Genomic DNA, 16,093 nt, shown 5'->3' on the forward strand with positions numbered 1-16,093 from the left:
GGACGGTCGGGTTTCTTCCACGCTAGATGAGGGATGCCGCCGCGGCAACGACATCCGCTCCGAGCCCGCGGCGTGTCGCGCGTGGCTCACCGGACCAGTCGGTCGATGGCCGTCTGGACGAACGCCGAACGGACGTCGTCGAGCCGACGTACCAGCTCGGGCGCGAGCTCATGGGCACGTCCGCGAGACGACGAATCGGTGCGGCGCAGCAGCGGCGCGAGCGCGGTCTCGACCAGCGCCACGTCGCGTTCAGCCGCCTGCCTCACGGTGCGGAGGTGGCGCGGGCCGATGCCGTGGCGATCGAGCGCGACGAGCGTGCGCAGCAGGACGAGCGCTCGCTCGTCGTACGTGTCGGCGGCCGGCAGCAGACCCGCTGACACCGCGTCGCCGAGCAGCGCTGCCGTGGCCTCGGCCTGATCGATCAGCTCGTCGCGTCGATAGCGCCGATGCTGGACGATCGACGCCGGCAGCGCGGGCGGGAGCCCCTCGGCCCCCGGCGTGTCGAGGTACTCGCGGATACGCGCCAGCGGCATGTAGTGATCGCGTTGCAGCGTCAGCGCGGTACGCAGCCGCTCGACGTCCGCCGGTGAGAACTTCCGGTACCCCGAGCCGGTGCGCGTGGGGGTGACGATCCCCTGGTCTTCGAGATACCGCAGCTTGCTCGAGCTCAGCGCCGGAAACTCCGGACTGAGCCGCGCAAGGACCTGGCCGATGCTCAGGTGACCCGCTGCCGTGGACCGACCGCGGGCTGCGGGGGCCGCACTCACGCGCCGGTCGCCGGAGCGCGGTCGAGCGGTGAGACGAAGAAGTTCAGGCGGAACTTGCCGACGCGCAGCTCGGCTCCATCGGAGAGCACGGCGCGGTCGACGCGCTCACCGTTGACGTAGGTGCCGTTGAGCGAGCGCTGGTCGACGATCTCGAAAGCCGACCCCGTACGGGTGATCTCCGCGTGCCGCCGCGAGACGGTGACGTCGTCGAAGAAGATGTCGGCCTCGGGGTGGCGGCCGACGGTCGTCACGTCGGTGTCCAGCAGATACCGTGCCCCCGCGGTGGGGCCGGAACGAACCAGAAGCAGGGCCGCCCGCTCGGGCAGCGCCTGGATGGCGTCACGCTCCACAGCGGTGAGGTCAGCCCCGAACGGCACGAACGACAGGTCCAGGTCGTGCCCGAACGTCTGCGTCGTGTCCGAGGAACCGCTGTGCGGCGCGCGGTCGGGTCCGCGTCGGATGTCGTCGACGTCTCGATCCTTTTCGTCCACAGTGTCCTCCTCTTCCGGGCCAGCCTAACGGATCGACGACGAGTCGCGAACGCGAATACCCGGGCCTCTCACCACCTTCATATGGCCGACGATTAGGCTCGGGGCGATGTCTGCACGCACTCCTTCTCTTCGTATGCGCCTGCTCGTGGGCTTCGGCATCGTGCTCGGCCTCGCCGCGGCCTCCCCCGCGTCGCCCGCCCTCGCGCACGACGAGCTGCTGGCCTCCGATCCGGCCGCCGATTCGGCCGTGTCCGAGCTGCCCGACGAGGTGACGCTCACCTTCAGCGGCGTGCTCATCGACGAGGAGGGGGTCAACGCGATCTCGGTGACCGACGCGGCGGGAACGGAACTCGCCGAGGGGACGCCCGCGCTCGACGGTACGACGGCCACCCAGGCCATCGACGGAGACAGCCAGGGCCCGATCACCGTGCGCTGGCGGGTGGTCTCGAGCGACGGCCACCCGGTCTCGGGCGAGTTCTCGTTCACGGCGGGCGACCCGGCGGCCGCGCCGACGGCACCCGCCGGTGGAACCACCGAGACGGCACCGGCCGAGGGCCTGCCCGCGGTGTTCTGGATCGTCGTCGCGGTCGTCGTGGTCGCCGGTGTGATCGCCCTCGTCATCGCCCTCGTCGCGGCGTCTCGGCGGCGCACCGAGGACTAGGCTGGGAGCATGCCTCACTACAACGTCGTCATCCTCGGCGCGGGCCCCGGCGGGTATGTCGCAGCTGTCCGCGCTGCGCAGCTCGGACAGTCCGTCGCGATCATCGAAGAGAAGTACTGGGGAGGCGTCTGCCTCAACGTCGGCTGCATCCCCTCCAAGGCTCTGCTGAAGAACGCCGACCTCGCCCACACCTTCAAGCACAAGGCCGATCTCTTCGGGATCAGCGGGGATGTGAACTTCGACTTCGGCACCGCGTTCGACCGCAGCCGCAAGGTGGCCGAGACGCACGTCAAGGGCATCCACTTCCTGATGAAGAAGAACAAGGTCACCGAGTACGAGGGACGCGGGTCGTTCCTCGACGCGAAGTCGATCCAGGTGACCAAGGCCGACGGCTCGCAGGAGACCGTCACGTTCGACAACGTCATCATCGCCACCGGCTCGACCGTGCGACTCCTTCCCGGTGTGCAGCTCAGCGACAACGTCGTGACCTACGAGGAGCAGATCCTCACCCGTGACCTGCCGAACTCGATCGTCATCGTCGGCGCCGGCGCGATCGGCATGGAGTTCGCCTTCGTCATGTCGAACTACGGCGTGAAGGTCACGATCATCGAGTTCCTCGACCGGGCCCTCCCCAACGAGGACGTCGAGGTCTCGAAGGAGATCCAGAAGCAGTACAAGAAGTACGGCATCGACATCCTCACCTCGACCAAGGTCGAGCAGATCGTCGACTCGGGCGACAAGGTCACCGTCTCGTACTCGGCCAACGCCGACGGCGCGAAGGGGCAGATCGAGGCCGACAAGGTCCTCATGTCGATCGGCTTCGCTCCCCGGGTCGAGGGCTTCGGTCTCGAGAACACCGGCGTGAAGCTCACCGAGCGCGGCGCGATCGACATCGACGACCACATGCGGACGAACGTCGAGGGCATCTACGCGATTGGCGACGTCACCGCCAAGCTGCAGCTCGCGCACGTCGCCGAGGCGCAGGGTGTCGTCGCGGCGGAGACCATCGGCGGCGCCGAGACGCAGACGCTCGGCGACTACCGCAACATGCCGCGTGCGACGTTCTGCTCGCCGCAGGTGGCATCGTTCGGCCTGACCGAGCAGCAGGCGCGCGACGCGGGCTACGACGTCAAGGTCGCGAAGTTCCCGTTCTCGGCGAACGGCAAGGCCAACGGCCTGGGCGAGCCCGTCGGTTTCGTCAAGCTCATCGCCGACGCCGAGCACCTGGAGCTCCTCGGCGGGCACCTCATCGGCCCCGACGTCTCGGAGCTGCTGCCGGAGCTGACCCTGGCTCAGAAGTGGGACCTCACTGCGCTCGAGGCCGCGCGCAACGTCCACACGCACCCGACCCTGTCGGAAGGCCTTCAGGAGGCCTTCCACGGTCTCGCGGGTCACATGATCAACCTCTGACGCTCGCGTCGCCAGAAGACGAACGCACCGCTCGGCCTCGGCCGGCGGTGCGTTCGTCTTTGCGGCTGATCGAACCCGGGATGCTCAGCGTCCGAGGGCGCGTCCGAGCTTGGATTCGGATGCCGCGGGCGCTCCCCCGGCGGATGCGACCAGCTCGTCGGCAGCTGCGAAGAGCTCGGCGACACCGGCCGCGGTGGCGGGCGCCGCGGGGCCCAGCTCGAGCTCCCACTCCCGCCATGAGCTCGTTCGTCCCGACCGTTCATCCGTGGCCGTCACCCGATCGTCGACGAACTCCGCGACCAGATCGCCCGCGGCGTCGAGCAGGGCGAAGGCGGTGCGCGAGTTCCGGATGCGGGCGATGACCTCGAAGGGCGGCTGCGCCACCTCGGCGAGCTCGGCGACGATGGCGTCCGGCACGTCGGGTGGGGCCGCCTCATCGGCGTCGTCGAGGGGCCAATGGGTCTCGAGTTTGCCCTCGGGCGTGGACCGCTTCACGTGCCACCCCTCGTCGGGGCCGCCCGTGCGTCGCCGCAGCGCGGTCAGCGCGGCGGCGAGTCGTCCGTCGGCGGTGTCGAGGTAGCGCGCGTCGAGTTCACGGGGCTCGGCTGCGCCGACGGTCGCGACGCCGGGGAGGAGCGACCAGTCGGGAACGCTCGCCTCGTCGCCGACGTCGTACTTCCGCTCGACCTCGAGCGAGCTGCTCGGCTCAGTCGTCACTGGTGACGCGGTCGTCGCGCTCGTCGGTCGAGGGGTCGATGTCGCCCTCGGCTTCGACGAAGTGGAACTCCGACGACGTCGGTCCGTCGCCCTCGCCGGTGTTCTCCGGCTCGCCGGAGCGTTCGTAGACCACCTGGGTCTCGCTGTAGGGAAGGATGAGCCGGTCTGACGCGTCGTCGTCCAGCGGAAGGGTCTGCCCGTCGAGGGGACCACCGTGCAGTCGTGCAATAGCCATGTTCTGACCTCCTGTCTCCCGACGATACCCGCGCTGTCCGGACCGGCCGATACGCTTGCGCCATGCGTGCTCGGCGACTACGAAAGCTCCCCTCGGCGTGAAGCCGTTCGTGCTGCTCGCCACCCGGGCCGAAGACGTGCCCGCCGACGAAGAGTACGAGCTCTTCCTACGCCACACCGGGCTCGAACCTGCCTCGCTCCGGCGCGTGCGACTCGAGTCGGAACCGATGCCCGAGATAGACCTCGACGACATCTCGGGCATCTTCGTCGGCGGTGGCCCGTTCAACGCGTCTGATCCGTATGAGCAGAAATCCGCCGTTCAGCGCCGGGTCGAGGCCGAGTTCGCCGACCTTCTGGCACGGGTCGTCGCACAGGACGCCGCGTTCCTCGGTGCGTGCTACGGAATCGGCACGGTGGGTGCGTTTCTCGGGGCGACGATCGACCGACGGTTCGGCGAGCCCATCAGCGTCGTCGACGTCGAGCTGACGGATGCCGGGCGGCGCGATCCCCTCCTGGCGGGGATGCCGCCGACGTTCGCCGGCTTCGTCGGACACAAGGAAGCGATCTCGGCCCTTCCTCCCCGTGCCGTCCTGCTTGCTTCCTCCGAGGCATGCCCCGTGCAGATGTTCCGGGTCGGCGAGAACGTCTACGCGACGCAGTTCCATCCAGAACTCGACCTCGCCGGCATCACGACTCGCATCCACGCCTACGCCGACTACGGCTACTTCGCGCCTGACGAGCTCGACCTCACCCTGAGCGCCGTGAGCCGCAGCCCGGTCACCCACACGGGGTCGATCCTCCGCGCGTTCGTCGAGCGCTACGCGCGCTAGGTCGCTAGTCTCATGCCGTGATCCATTTGGTGGCTCGGCGTCTTCGCCCCGATCATCGCGAGCGCGTCATCGAGTGGTTGCGCGAGATCGACGGCCCTCGGCGCGCGGAGGCGCTGGAGTCGCTCGCGGCTGAGGGGGTCGAGCACGAGACCGCGATGATCATCGATACGACGGATGGTCCGGTCATCGTCTACGCCATGCAGACCGACGACCTCGCGCGCTCGCAGGCGGTCGCAGATGCGTCGCCTCGTGCGATCGACGCGGAGCACCGTGCGGTGATGCGCGCGGCCGCGGGCGGGCGGGTTGAGAGCGAGGTCGTCCTGGACCTCCGCGCCGGACTGCGCCCTCCTCGGACGAGCTCCGTCGGCGACTGAGGCCGGCGAGTCAGCCGCCCGCTTTCGCGCGTTCCTCGGCCTCGAGCTCGCGCGCCTTCTCGAGCTCCCGGCCGGCGGCGGAGACGGCGTCCTCCGCGCGCTGCACGCGACGCTGCAGGAAGGTGGTGGCGCCGAAGCGCGCCCGAACGCGGTCTTCCTCTTCACGCACGCCCGTGACGATGTAGGCGGTCGCGATGAGGATGACCTGCGATGACAGGTTGAGCCACAGCAGCAGCGCGATCAGTGAGGCGAACGACGCCAGCAGCGGGTTCGAGGTGGCACCACCGACGAACAGGCCCGACAGTTGCTGCAGCACCGTCAGCCCGGCGGCGCCGAGCAGCGCGCCGCTCCACAGTGCACGCTTTCGAACCTTCACCCCGGACAGGACCCGGAAGAGCACGGCGACAGCGACCGCGTCGAGGGCGAACACCACCACCAGCGACACGGCCCAGCCGCCGAATTGCACGAGCGGGTTCTCGTCGGAGAAACCGAGGAGGTCGGCGAGCAGTCCGACCCCGGCCGTCCCGAGGAACGTCACGCCGGCAGCGGCGACGAGCGCCCCGCCGATGCCGATCGCGAGTGCGAGGTTGCGCAGCAGGACCCAGACGAAAAGCACATCATCGGTCAGTTGATCCGCGATCGCGCGCATGGCGGTACGGAGCGAACCGATCGCACCGATCGCCGCACCGACCAGACCGACGGTGGCGATGACACCCGCGATGGTCAGCCCGGCCGGGGCCTGGATGTCGTCGAGCTTGATGAGGCCGTTCTTTCCGACGAGTCCCGGGATGACACGGTTCACGGCGTCGATGAGCGCCTGCCACGCGACGGGGTCACCGGCAAGCCAGAGCGCCGCGACGGAGAACCCCAACAGCACGCCGGCGAACACGCTGAACAGGGTGCGATAGGTGACGCTGTCGGCGAGCACCGGTCCACGGTGCTCGCTGTACAGCAGGAACGCGCGCACCGGTTTGCGCTGCAGCGCCCACGCGATCGAGCGGGAGATGAACGTGGACTCGGCCATGCCGCCACGATAGCGCGGCGCTCACCCTCGCCCCCGTGCACTTGACACGCCTCAGATCCCGGCCCAGACACCCCCGACGACTGCCCATGCGCCGAGCAGCATGAAGGGGCCGAACGGTATCCGGGTATGCCGGTCGCCGCGGCGGGCGGCGATGACGACGACGGCGACGAGACCGCCGCAGAAGAACGCGAGCGCGGTCGCGACGAGCGGCGCCACCCAGTCGTGCGTGCCCGTGAGCAGCCCGATCGCCGCCGCGAGCTTGACGTCTCCCCCGCCCAGCGCCCGACCGCCCCGGTGCAGGAGGTAGTAGACGACGAACAGCACGACTCCGGCGCCCGCCGCGCCGGCGATCGGCCCCATCGAAGCCTGTTCGATGGCGGAGAGCACCGCGAGGCTCGCGGCCGCGCCCGTCAATCCGAGGACGAGGCGGTTCGGAAGCCGGTGCGTCGCGATGTCGACCGCCGCCAGCGCGACACTCAGCGCGGCACAGGCAGCCACGACCACGATCGTCGCGATCGCCAGCGGCGTCACGCGTCGAGGACCTCGAGTATCACCCGGACGACGCCGTCGGATCCGATCGATTCGGCGCGGCGGATCGCTTGCTTCAACGGGAGGACGTAACCGCCGCGCCCGGCATCCGGAAAGATCGAGGTCTCCCACGTGGAATCGCCGATCGTCGCCCGCACCCGAACGGACCCGAACCCCCGCGGCATCCGCGGGATCTCTCGGATGTCGGCGCTGGGCTCTTCCGGCACCGCCGCGAAGTACCAATCCTGGGTGCGGGCCTCCCAGCGGAACACCTCCGCGTCGAATTCCATCTTCACGCGATCAGCGTAGGCCGCCCCCGAAGCGAGCGTGGCGGGGTGTCCACAGGAGACACCCCGCCACGCCGCTCGCACGGTCACCAGTGCGGGTGGATGTCTGCTCGGAGGAGCTCGTCGTAGACCTCCGCGACCGCGTCGGAGAAGCCGGTCAGATCGGTGCCGTCATCGAGCAGCGCCGCCGCGGCTGCGTTCGCGCGGGCCTGCTCGGTCGTCCGGGCTCCCGGGATGACGCTCGTGACGCCCGGACGCGACGCGATCCACGCGAGCGTCGCCGCGGGCAGGGTGATGCCTTCGGGAAGGGCAGCCGCGAGCCGCCGGGCCGCCTTGACGCCGGTCTCGAAGTCCACCCCCGAGAAGGTCTCGCCGCGGTCGAAAGCCTCGCCGTTGCGGTTATACGACCGGTGGTCGTTCGCCGCGAACTCGGTGTGCTCGGTGTAACGGCCGCTCAGCAGCCCCGACGCGAGCGGGACGCGCGCGAAGATCGCGACGCCGGCGGCTCGGGCTGCCGGGAGCACCTCGTCGAGCGGCTTCAACCGGAACGGGTTGAGGATGATCTGGATGTTCGTGACGTTCGGCCGCGCGATCGCGGCGAGCGCCTGCGCCGCGGTCTCGACCGAGACCCCGTAAGCGGCGATCGCTCCGTCTTGAACCAACTCGTCGAGCGCGTCGTAGGTGTCGTCCGACTCGATGACGGCCGACGGCGGGCAGTGCAGCTGCACGAGGTCGAGCGTGTCGACGCCGAGGTTGCGGCGCGACCGCTCCGTCCAGGCACGGAAGTTCTCGCGGTTGTAGTTCTCAGGCACCTGCGCCTCGCGGCGCCCCATCTTGGTTGCGACGGTGATGCCGTGGCCGGGTCGGCTGGCGAGGAATCGGCCGATGGTCGTCTCGCTGCGGCCATCGCCGTAGACGTCGGCGGTGTCGAAGAGGGTCACGCCGGCATCGGCGGACGCTTCCAAGACGGCCAGAGCCTGGCCGTCGTCGACCTCGCCCCAGTCGGCACCGAGCTGCCAGGTGCCGAGGCCGATGGCCGAGACGGAACGGGAGGTCGAAGCGAGGCTGCGCTGCTGCATGGCTACAGCGTAGGCGCAGGGCCGGACACCTCGGTCCGGCCCTGCGCTCCGCGGATCGCCGTCAGGCGCCGTGCGCCGCCTTCGCCTTCCCGCTGCCCTTCTTCGCGGGTGCGTCGGGGGTCTGCGCATCGACGGGAGTCGCCGGGAGGGCGGCGTCCGCGGCGACGACGGCCGCGGCACGGGTGGCGCGCACCTCGGCGAACGAGGTGCCGTAGTACGCGGCTTCCATGAGCGTCTTCATGTCGTCGATCATCGGCATCCGCGGGTTCGCGGGGGCGCACTGATCCTCGTAAGCGGCCATCGCGAGGCTGTGCAGGTTGTCGAGGAAGCGGGCCTCGTCGACGCCCTGCGCCTGGAACGAGCGCTCGATGCCGACGCGGTCACGCAGATCCTCCACCGCGCGGGCGTAGCTCTCGACACCTTCTTCCGGCGTCGCGGCGGGAAGCCCGAGGTGCTGCGCGATCTGCTGGAAGCGCTCAGGAGCGATGTACCGCTCGTACTTGGGCCAGCTCGTGAGCTTCGTCGGGACGGTGCCGTTGTACCGGATCACGTGCGGCAGGTAGACCGCGTTGGTCCGTCCGTGCACGAGCTTGTACGTGGCGCCGGTGACGTGCGCCATCGCGTGCACGATCCCGAGGAACGCGTTGCCGAAGGCCATACCGGCTATCGATGCAGCGTTGTGCATCTTCTCGCGAGCCTTCCGATCCGCGCTGTCGGTCGATCCCGGTTGCGCCTTCGTGCTGCGCTCGATGTTCTCGAAGATGAGCTTGATCGCGTGCAGGCAGAGCCCGTCGGTGTAGTCGTTGGCGTACACCGACACGTAGGCCTCGGTCGCGTGCGTCAGAGCGTCGAAGCCGGCGTCGGCCACGAGGAAACCCGGAAGCACGCGCGTCAGCTCAGGATCGATGATGGCGACGGACGGTGTCAGCGCGTAGTCGGCCAGCGGATACTTCATCCCGGTGGCGTCGTCGGTGATGACGGCGAATGGAGTCATCTCCGAGCCCGTTCCCGACGTGGTGGGGACGCAGACCAGCTTGGCCTTCTTGCCCATCTCGGGGAAGGTGAACGCGCGCTTGCGCACGTCGAAGAACTTCTCCCGCATGTCGGAGAATTCGATCTCGGGGTTCTCGTACAGCAGCCACATCACCTTCGCGGCATCCATCGGTGATCCGCCACCGAGCGCGATGATCGTGTCGGGCTGGAACTGGCGCAGCTGCTCCGCGCCCGCCACGACCTCCGAGACCTTCGGCTCGGGCCGGACCTGGTTCAGCAACTGCACCTGGACACGGTTCTCACGCCGGTTCAGGACATCGGTGATGCGGTCGACGTAGCCGAGCGAGGTCATGGTCTCATCGGTGATGATGCTGACCCGCTCGACTCCCCTCATGTCGGCCAGGTACCGGATCGCGTGCGGCTCGAAGTAGGTCTTCGCTGGGATCTTGAACCACTGCAGGTTGTTGTTGCGCCGTCCGACGCGCTTGACGTTCACCAGGTTCACCGCCGAGACGTTGTTGGAGACGGAGTTGTGACCGTACGAGCCGCAGCCGAGGGTCAGCGAGGGCAGGAAGGCGTTGTAGATGTCGCCGATGCCGCCGAGAGCCGACGGCGAGTTCTCGATGATGCGGACCGCCTTGACGACCTCCGCGAAGCGGGCGATCACCTCCGCGTCGTTCGAGTGGATCGCGCCGGAGTGACCGAGCCCGTCGAACGCCACCATCTGCCGCGAGAGCTCGATTCCCTCATCCGGAGTCCCGGCACGGAGCACGGCGAGGACGGGGGCGAGCTTTTCGCGCGTGAGCGGCTCGTGCGGGCCGACGCCTGCAACGTCGGCCAGGAGGATGGACGTGTCCGCAGGGACCGTGAAGCCCGCCTGCTCGGCGATCCAGACCGGCGATTGACCGACGACCCGCGCATTGAGCTTCGCGTCGGCGCAGTTGGCGCTGTCGGCGGTGACACCGAAGATGAACTCCTCGAGCATCGCCTTCTCCTCGCTGCTCACCCGGTAGGCGTGCAGGCGGGCGAACTCCTCGAGCGCCTCTTCGGCGATGGGCCCATCCAGGACGACCGCCTGCTCGCTCGCGCACACCATGCCCATGTCGAACGACTTCGAGAGCACGATGTCGTTGACGGCGCGGCCGACGTCGGCGGTGCGTTCGATGAAGGCGGGAACGTTGCCCGCGCCGACACCGAGGGCGGGCTTGCCGCACGAGTACGCGGCTCGGACCATCGCGTTGCCGCCGGTGGCGAGGATGAGGGCGACGCCCGGGTGGTTCATCAGCTCGCCGGACGCCTCCATCGACGGCTCTTCGATCCACTGGATGCAGTCGGCGGGGGCACCGGCCGCGACCGCGGCGTCGCGGACGATGCGGGCGGCCTCCGACGAGCAGCGCTGCGCAGACGGGTGGAAGCCGAAGACGATCGGGTTGCGCGTCTTGAGTGCGATGAGCGACTTGAAGATCGCGGTCGAGGTCGGGTTCGTCACCGGAGTCAGCGCGCAGATCACTCCGACGGGGTCTGCGATCTCGGTGATCCCCGTGAGCTCGTCGTGCGCGATGACGCCGACGGTCTTCTGATCGATGATCGAGTGGGTGACGTGTTCGCAGGCGAACATGTTCTTCACGGCCTTGTCCTCGAAGAGGCCGCGCCCGGTCTCCTCGACCGCCATGACAGCGAGCTCGCCGTGGTGGTGCAACGCCGCCACCGACGCCTTGCGGACGATGTGGTCGACCTGTTCCTGGGTGAAGTGCGCGTACTCGTCGAGGGCACGCTGTGCCCGGGTGACGAGGGCGTCGACGGCGATGGACATCGTGAGCCTTCCCGGCGCGGACGGTCTCCGCGTCTGTGTCCGAATCCGGGATGGAGGGACCTCGACCCCGTGTCCCCAGTGTGGCTCATGTGGTCTGACCACAAGAGTCCCCGGGCCGGAACAAATCGGATACGGGTTTTCCCGCTGCCCCGCACTGTCTCGGGCGCTCTACCGGCGCAGACTGGGCCCCGTGGCGCAACTCCCGGTCTACTTCTTCTCCTCGACCTCGAACCTCATCCGCCGCTTCGCGCGTAACCTGCACGACTCGGACGGACGGCCGGTGCGGGACCTGTCCGAGCGGACGGTGCGTGCGAGCGAGGCACCGGGACCCTGGGTCCTGCTGACACCGTCTTACAAGGCGGGCAATGATGCTCACGCGACTCTGCCGGCAGCAGTCCGCGCCTTCCTCCGCTCCCCCGCCAACCGCCGGCGCCTCGTCGGGATCATCGGCTCCGGCAACCGCAACTTCGGAGACCACTACCAGGCGGCGGCCCGCGAGCTCGCCCGGGCGTCGGGACGTCCGGTCGTGTTCGAGTTCGAGCTCGCCGGCACCCCGGAGGACGTGCTGGAGTGCGCTCGTATCCTCGCCGCTTTCGATGCGCGCTTCGGGAGCGACCCCACCGCGCAGCATCCATGAGTCGTATCGCGTCTTTCGACGACATTGCACGAAGCATCGCCCCACGGGCGTCCGAAATCGCGTAGCATTCGAGAGTCGGTGCGTCACGGCGCGCCTCTCCGTCGGTTCGCTCCGACGTGCACTTCGTTTCATTCCGCCGTCGATCTCACGCACCCGGGCCGTGCTCTCGGCCCCGCGACCGCACCTATCTGGACCGGTCGCCCACACCGGCGAGTATCTGCTCGCCCCCACACACTCCGCAGCGGCCCGGCCGCAGCGGTATCCGGATCATCACAGCGGTGGTCCCAGAACACAGAAGGAAAATGACGACATGGCCACTGGCACCGTCAAATGGTTCAACTCGGAGAAGGGGTTCGGCTTCATCGCTCCGGACGACGGCACCGCGGACGTGTTCGCGCACTTCAGCGCCATCGCCGGCACTGGACACCGCAACCTGTTCGAGAACCAGAAGGTCGAGTTCGACGTGGAGCAGGGCCAGAAGGGCCTGCAGGCGACGAACATCCGCGCTCTCTGAGCGTTCGACGCAGTGAAGGGGTCGGTCCGATCGGACCGGCCCCTTCCGCGTTTCTAGCGGGCTCCGCTGTCCGCGGGTCGATCGACTCGATGCGCGGCGCCGGCCACGAGTGACTCGAGGGGCCCGCGGCCGCGGCTGAGAGCCCAGGTCGTACACGCGGCGAGAAGGGCCGCGACGCATCCGATCCAGAACCAGCCGCTGGCGGCGGGGTCGCCGTCCCACGACGCGAGACCCGGCGCGAGCGCGAGCGGCGAGATCAGGACGGCGAAAGAGACGACGTGCGCCGTGTACGCCGTGAGGGGCATCGATCCGACGGCGGCCAGCGGCACGAGCAGCGCCCGGAACGGACGCGCGGCGAGCAGGCAGGCGCCGACGACGGCGAAGGCGAATCCGCCCGACCCGATGATCTCCCATGTCCCTCCCGAGTGCGGCGTCACACCCCACGCCTGAGACAGCGCGGCTCCCAGATCGACCTCGCTCAGCTGTTCGAGATAGCTGCGCGCGTCGGGACGCATCGACGAGGATGATCCCGGCAACAGCGACGACACTCCCGAAGACGACAGCGCGGATGACGACGAGACGCTCCCCGATCCCGTGAGCCACCCGCGGACAGTTCCGTTGAACGCGTCGCCCAGGCCGTAGCCGAAGGCGGCGAGCCCGACTCCGGACCCGAGCAGCACCGCCGCGGTCCGCGGCCGGTCGAGTCGCAGCCGCCCGAGCGCCATCCCGGCGAGGACCAGGGGCAGCCACACGGTCAGCGGATACGAGCCGCTGAGGAGGAAGTCGACCGCGGTGCCGCCGATTCCCTGCGGGATGCCGGCGCCCGAGAGCGTCACCGCACGCAGGAGCGCGACGACGGTCGGCCCCGCCACGGCGATCGCGGCCGCGGTGAGCGCGAGGGTTCGGCGACGCAGGCCCAGGAACGGGATGAGGATCAGGGAGAGGATGCCGTAGATGGGCAGGATGACGGCGATCCCGCTGCCGAGCATTTCCAGCGCCAGCCCGAGGGCGAGAACGACGAGGGCGCGGCCGGCCATGCGCAGACGCGCGGACCGCAGTGCCTCTCCCCGGGGACGCTGTCCGCGTCCGGTCGCGAGAGCGACGGAGATGCCGGCGACCACGGCGAAGAGGATGGAAGATCGTCCCTGGACGATCGCCGCGAGGTCGGGGCCGTCGGGACCGGCGACCATCCACACGATCCCGGTATGCGCGCCGATCATGCCGAAGATCGCGAGGCCGCGCGCCACATCGACGCCCATGAGACGGGGCGGGCGGCCGAAGTCGTGCCAACGGTCGCGGAAGGAACGGCGGGTCGACTCGAGGGCTCGAGCGATCGGGGTGGTCGGCAGGGACATGGCAGGCTCTCCTCGGCGACGGGCCGGATGATGACACGGGCGCGTGCGGCAGATACCGCGCGGCCGGTCGACGGTAGATCGTGGCCCTGTGCGCGAATTAAGCGCGCTGGTCGCGTGCGGCGATCAGGCGGTGCTCGTCGGAATCCGAATCCCGAATCGCGTGCCCGCGCTCGAGCTGGTGACCGAGACCTCGTAGCCCGAGGCTGTCGCGAGCGCCTGCACGATTGCGAGACCGAGCCCGACCGTGGTCCCGCGTGTCTGCGACCGGCTCCCCGCCTGGGTGAAGCGATCGAAGATGGTGGGCAGCGCCTCGGGGTCGATTCCCGGTCCGTCGTCCTCGACGACCACTTCGACGGAGGTCGACGTCGTCTCGATGGACACGGTCACACTGGTTCCGTCCGGAGTGTGGTGCCCCGCGTTGGCGACGAGATTCAACAGCATCTGCCGGATCGCGCCCTCATCCCCGACCACCGTGACGTCCTCGTCGGGCAGAGCGATGCGCCAGACGTGCCCGGGATAGGCGAACCTCGCGTCGGAAGCGGTCTCCGCCACGATCATCGACAGTTCGACGTCGTCACGCGCGACCACCGGGTCGGCGTCGAGACGCGCGAGCAAGAGCAGGTCGTCGATAAGCGCGCTCATCCGCGACGCCTCCGACCCGATGCGCTGGAGGACGCCCTGCGTCTCGAGGGGGTCGGCGCCGGCATCGGGTTGCGCGTAGAAGTCGGCGTAGCCGCGGATGGAGGCGAGGGGGTTGCGCAGCTCGTGGCTCGCCTCGGCGATGAAGCGACGCATCGACTCCTCGGCGCGGTGACGTGCGTTGAGCGAGAGCTCGACGTGGTCGAGGAGGCGATTGAGCGCGTCGGCGACGCGGTCGGTTTCGGACCCCAGATGCCGCACGTCACGGGGAACCCGGCGTTGCGGGGCGATCTCGCCGGATGAGAGCGGTGTGGCCGCCACCTCATCGGCGATCTCGGCGACCCGCTCGAGCGGGTCGAGCTGCTGCCGGGTCCACCGCCAGCCGAACACGGCGGCGAACGCCGCGATCGCGATCCCGACGACCGCGAGCCAGAGGGCGTAGGTGCGGACGACCGTCTCGGTGTCGGTGAGGCCCACACCGCTGACGATGGTGAGCTCCTGCCCGTCCGCCGCCTCGACATCGGAGGCCGTCACGAGGTACCCGCCGTCGTCGGCGACGTCCATCATCGTGGTGTAGCCGCTCTCCGCCATCCCGTCACGAACGTGGGTGAGTTCGCGCTCTGTCATCGGACGGTAGGTGTAGTCACGGGTGAAGAACGCCGACACCGCGACCTCCCCGTCCTGGATGACGAAGAAGAACCCGTCGGAGGGAACTGCGAGTGACACGTCGTCGAACGTCGGAACGCTTCCGCTCGCGTCCACGGCCGTGAGAGTCTGCCCGATGGCTGTGTCGTTCGCGAGGTACAGCGTCGACTCGGCCTGGGTGACGAGACTCTGCCGCAGGATGGCTACGGAGACGACGCCGAAGACGGTGACGGACGCCAGAAGGAGCCCGGAGATCATCGCGACCGAGCGCCCACGCAGGGTGCGCAGGCCTCCCAGCCGCGCAGGCGTCACGATGAAGCCGGAGCGGTCGGAGCTGCACGCAGGATGTAGCCGACGCGACGCAGCGTGTGGATCATGGGCTCACGCCCGTGATCGATCTTCTTGCGCAGATAAGAGATGTAGATCTCCACGATGTTCGACTCCCGTCCGAAGTCATACTCCCAGACGCGATCGAGGATCTGCTCCTTGCTGAGGACCCGGTCGGCGTTGAGCATCAGGAAGCGCAGCAGCGAGAACTCCGTCGCCGTCAGCCGGATCTGCTCCCCTGCCCGCGTGACCTCGTGGTTGTCCTCGTTCAGCCTCAAATCGCCGACCTCGAGCATCGGCGTCGGAGCGCCCTGCATGAGCATGGGGCTGCGCCGCAGCAGTCCGCGAAGGCGCACGACGACCTCTTCGACGCTGAAGGGCTTGGCCACGTAGTCGTCGCCACCGGCAGCGATGCCGGTGATGCGATTGGCGACGGTTCCGTTGGCCGTCAGGAAGAGGACCATGGTCTCGCTCAGCTCGCTCCGGAGCGTACGCAGCACCTCGACTCCGTCGATGTCGGGCAGCACGACATCGAGGACCATCAGATGCGGCCTCATGCGACGCGCGGTCTCGATGGCGCTCGCCCCCGTCGCGGCGACCTCCACCTGCCAGCCCTGCCGAGACAGCACCGCTCCGAGCAGATGGCGGAGGTTCGGCTCATCATCGACGACGAGCACGCGGATCGCGGGATCGGACAGCGGGGACGACGAGAGCGACATGTCTTCATGCTCCCGTGCGACGATATGCGCCCGTTAAGAGAACCCGCGA

At 68.9% G+C, this 16,093-nt stretch carries 18 protein-coding genes; 6 read left to right on the top strand and 12 right to left on the bottom strand.

The genetic code is table 11. The features are described 5' to 3' along the window. Positions 1–86 precede the first annotated feature (86 nt). Positions 87–767: a MerR family transcriptional regulator gene (locus C3481_RS03875; RefSeq protein WP_023951594.1), complete on the bottom strand. Its 681-nt coding sequence runs from the start codon at positions 765–767 to the stop codon at positions 87–89. Continuing rightward, the gene (locus tag C3481_RS03880) at positions 764–1,258 is read right to left on the bottom strand and encodes an FHA domain-containing protein (RefSeq protein WP_023951596.1); all 495 of its coding nucleotides are present in this window, start codon (positions 1,256–1,258) and stop codon (positions 764–766) included. The genes C3481_RS03875 and C3481_RS03880 overlap by 4 nt, the downstream gene beginning before the upstream one ends. A gap of 106 nt (positions 1,259–1,364) precedes the next feature. Here C3481_RS03880 and C3481_RS03885 point away from each other — a divergent pair, with 106 nt between their 5' ends. Together C3481_RS03885 and lpdA are read left to right on the top strand one after the other, a co-directional pair. Further along, complete coding sequence (locus C3481_RS03885; protein ID WP_064956858.1) at positions 1,365–1,919, top strand: copper resistance CopC family protein; 555 nt, start codon at positions 1,365–1,367, stop codon at positions 1,917–1,919. A 9-nt stretch (positions 1,920–1,928) separates the two neighbouring features. Then, on the top strand, positions 1,929–3,329 hold the full coding sequence (lpdA, locus tag C3481_RS03890; protein ID WP_023951600.1) for a dihydrolipoyl dehydrogenase: 1,401 nt from the start codon (positions 1,929–1,931) through the stop codon (positions 3,327–3,329). Positions 3,330–3,413: 84 nt separating this feature from the next. Here the strand turns inward: lpdA and C3481_RS03895 are convergent, their stop codons facing one another. Further along, positions 3,414–4,046, bottom strand: coding sequence for a CYTH domain-containing protein (locus C3481_RS03895; RefSeq protein ID WP_103840850.1), 633 nt, complete (start codon positions 4,044–4,046; stop codon positions 3,414–3,416). After that, complete coding sequence (locus C3481_RS03900) at positions 4,036–4,281, bottom strand: hypothetical protein (protein ID WP_023951604.1); 246 nt, start codon at positions 4,279–4,281, stop codon at positions 4,036–4,038. Before C3481_RS03900 ends, C3481_RS03895 begins: the two co-directional genes overlap by 11 nt. A 97-nt stretch (positions 4,282–4,378) precedes the next feature. Here C3481_RS03900 and C3481_RS03905 point away from each other — a divergent pair, with 97 nt between their 5' ends. After that, the gene (locus C3481_RS03905; RefSeq protein ID WP_064956860.1) at positions 4,379–5,110 is read left to right on the top strand and encodes a glutamine amidotransferase; all 732 of its coding nucleotides are present in this window, start codon (positions 4,379–4,381) and stop codon (positions 5,108–5,110) included. Between the two features lie 17 nt (positions 5,111–5,127). Further along, positions 5,128–5,484, top strand: a complete 357-nt coding sequence (locus tag C3481_RS03910) for a DUF6176 family protein (RefSeq protein WP_141097167.1) — start codon at positions 5,128–5,130, stop codon at positions 5,482–5,484. 10 nt (positions 5,485–5,494) lie between these two features. On the opposite strand, the gene C3481_RS03915 is transcribed toward C3481_RS03910, so the two are convergent. The 5 genes from C3481_RS03915 to adhE form a co-directional block, all read right to left on the bottom strand. Continuing rightward, positions 5,495–6,508 (bottom strand): YihY/virulence factor BrkB family protein, encoded by a 1,014-nt coding sequence (locus tag C3481_RS03915; protein WP_103840852.1) that lies wholly within the window; start codon positions 6,506–6,508, stop codon positions 5,495–5,497. Positions 6,509–6,559: 51 nt separating this feature from the next. Next, on the bottom strand, positions 6,560–7,039 hold the full coding sequence (locus tag C3481_RS03920) for an A24 family peptidase (protein ID WP_064956863.1): 480 nt from the start codon (positions 7,037–7,039) through the stop codon (positions 6,560–6,562). Continuing rightward, entirely contained in the window at positions 7,036–7,326 is a 291-nt protein-coding gene (locus C3481_RS03925; RefSeq protein WP_083990711.1) for a DUF1905 domain-containing protein, read from the bottom strand. The genes C3481_RS03920 and C3481_RS03925 overlap by 4 nt, the downstream gene beginning before the upstream one ends. An 83-nt stretch (positions 7,327–7,409) precedes the next feature. Next, positions 7,410–8,402 (bottom strand): aldo/keto reductase, encoded by a 993-nt coding sequence (locus tag C3481_RS03930; protein WP_064956865.1) that lies wholly within the window; start codon positions 8,400–8,402, stop codon positions 7,410–7,412. Between the two features lie 61 nt (positions 8,403–8,463). Beyond that, on the bottom strand, positions 8,464–11,208 hold the full coding sequence (adhE, locus tag C3481_RS03935) for a bifunctional acetaldehyde-CoA/alcohol dehydrogenase (RefSeq protein ID WP_103840855.1): 2,745 nt from the start codon (positions 11,206–11,208) through the stop codon (positions 8,464–8,466). Positions 11,209–11,398: 190 nt separating this feature from the next. Here adhE and nrdI point away from each other — a divergent pair, with 190 nt between their 5' ends. Both nrdI and C3481_RS03945 read left to right on the top strand, forming a co-directional pair. Continuing rightward, complete coding sequence (gene nrdI, locus C3481_RS03940) at positions 11,399–11,845, top strand: class Ib ribonucleoside-diphosphate reductase assembly flavoprotein NrdI (RefSeq protein WP_064956867.1); 447 nt, start codon at positions 11,399–11,401, stop codon at positions 11,843–11,845. Between the two features lie 310 nt (positions 11,846–12,155). Continuing rightward, positions 12,156–12,359 (top strand): cold-shock protein, encoded by a 204-nt coding sequence (locus tag C3481_RS03945; protein WP_023951622.1) that lies wholly within the window; start codon positions 12,156–12,158, stop codon positions 12,357–12,359. 53 nt (positions 12,360–12,412) lie between these two features. On the opposite strand, the gene C3481_RS03950 is transcribed toward C3481_RS03945, so the two are convergent. The 3 genes from C3481_RS03950 to C3481_RS03960 form a co-directional block, all read right to left on the bottom strand. After that, positions 12,413–13,714 carry a heparan-alpha-glucosaminide N-acetyltransferase domain-containing protein gene (locus C3481_RS03950; protein WP_103840857.1) on the bottom strand — a complete coding sequence of 434 codons (1,302 nt, stop codon included), beginning with the start codon at positions 13,712–13,714 and terminating at the stop codon, positions 12,413–12,415. Positions 13,715–13,837: 123 nt separating this feature from the next. Next, the gene (locus C3481_RS03955; protein WP_023951626.1) at positions 13,838–15,310 is read right to left on the bottom strand and encodes a HAMP domain-containing sensor histidine kinase; all 1,473 of its coding nucleotides are present in this window, start codon (positions 15,308–15,310) and stop codon (positions 13,838–13,840) included. Next, positions 15,307–16,044 carry a response regulator transcription factor gene (locus tag C3481_RS03960; RefSeq protein ID WP_023951628.1) on the bottom strand — a complete coding sequence of 246 codons (738 nt, stop codon included), beginning with the start codon at positions 16,042–16,044 and terminating at the stop codon, positions 15,307–15,309. The genes C3481_RS03955 and C3481_RS03960 overlap by 4 nt, the downstream gene beginning before the upstream one ends. Positions 16,045–16,093: the final 49 nt, after the last annotated feature.

The sequence above is a fragment of the Microbacterium sp. Ru50 genome, from assembly GCF_002920555.1.
GTDB classification, from domain to species: Bacteria; Actinomycetota; Actinomycetes; order Actinomycetales; family Microbacteriaceae; genus Microbacterium; species Microbacterium arborescens.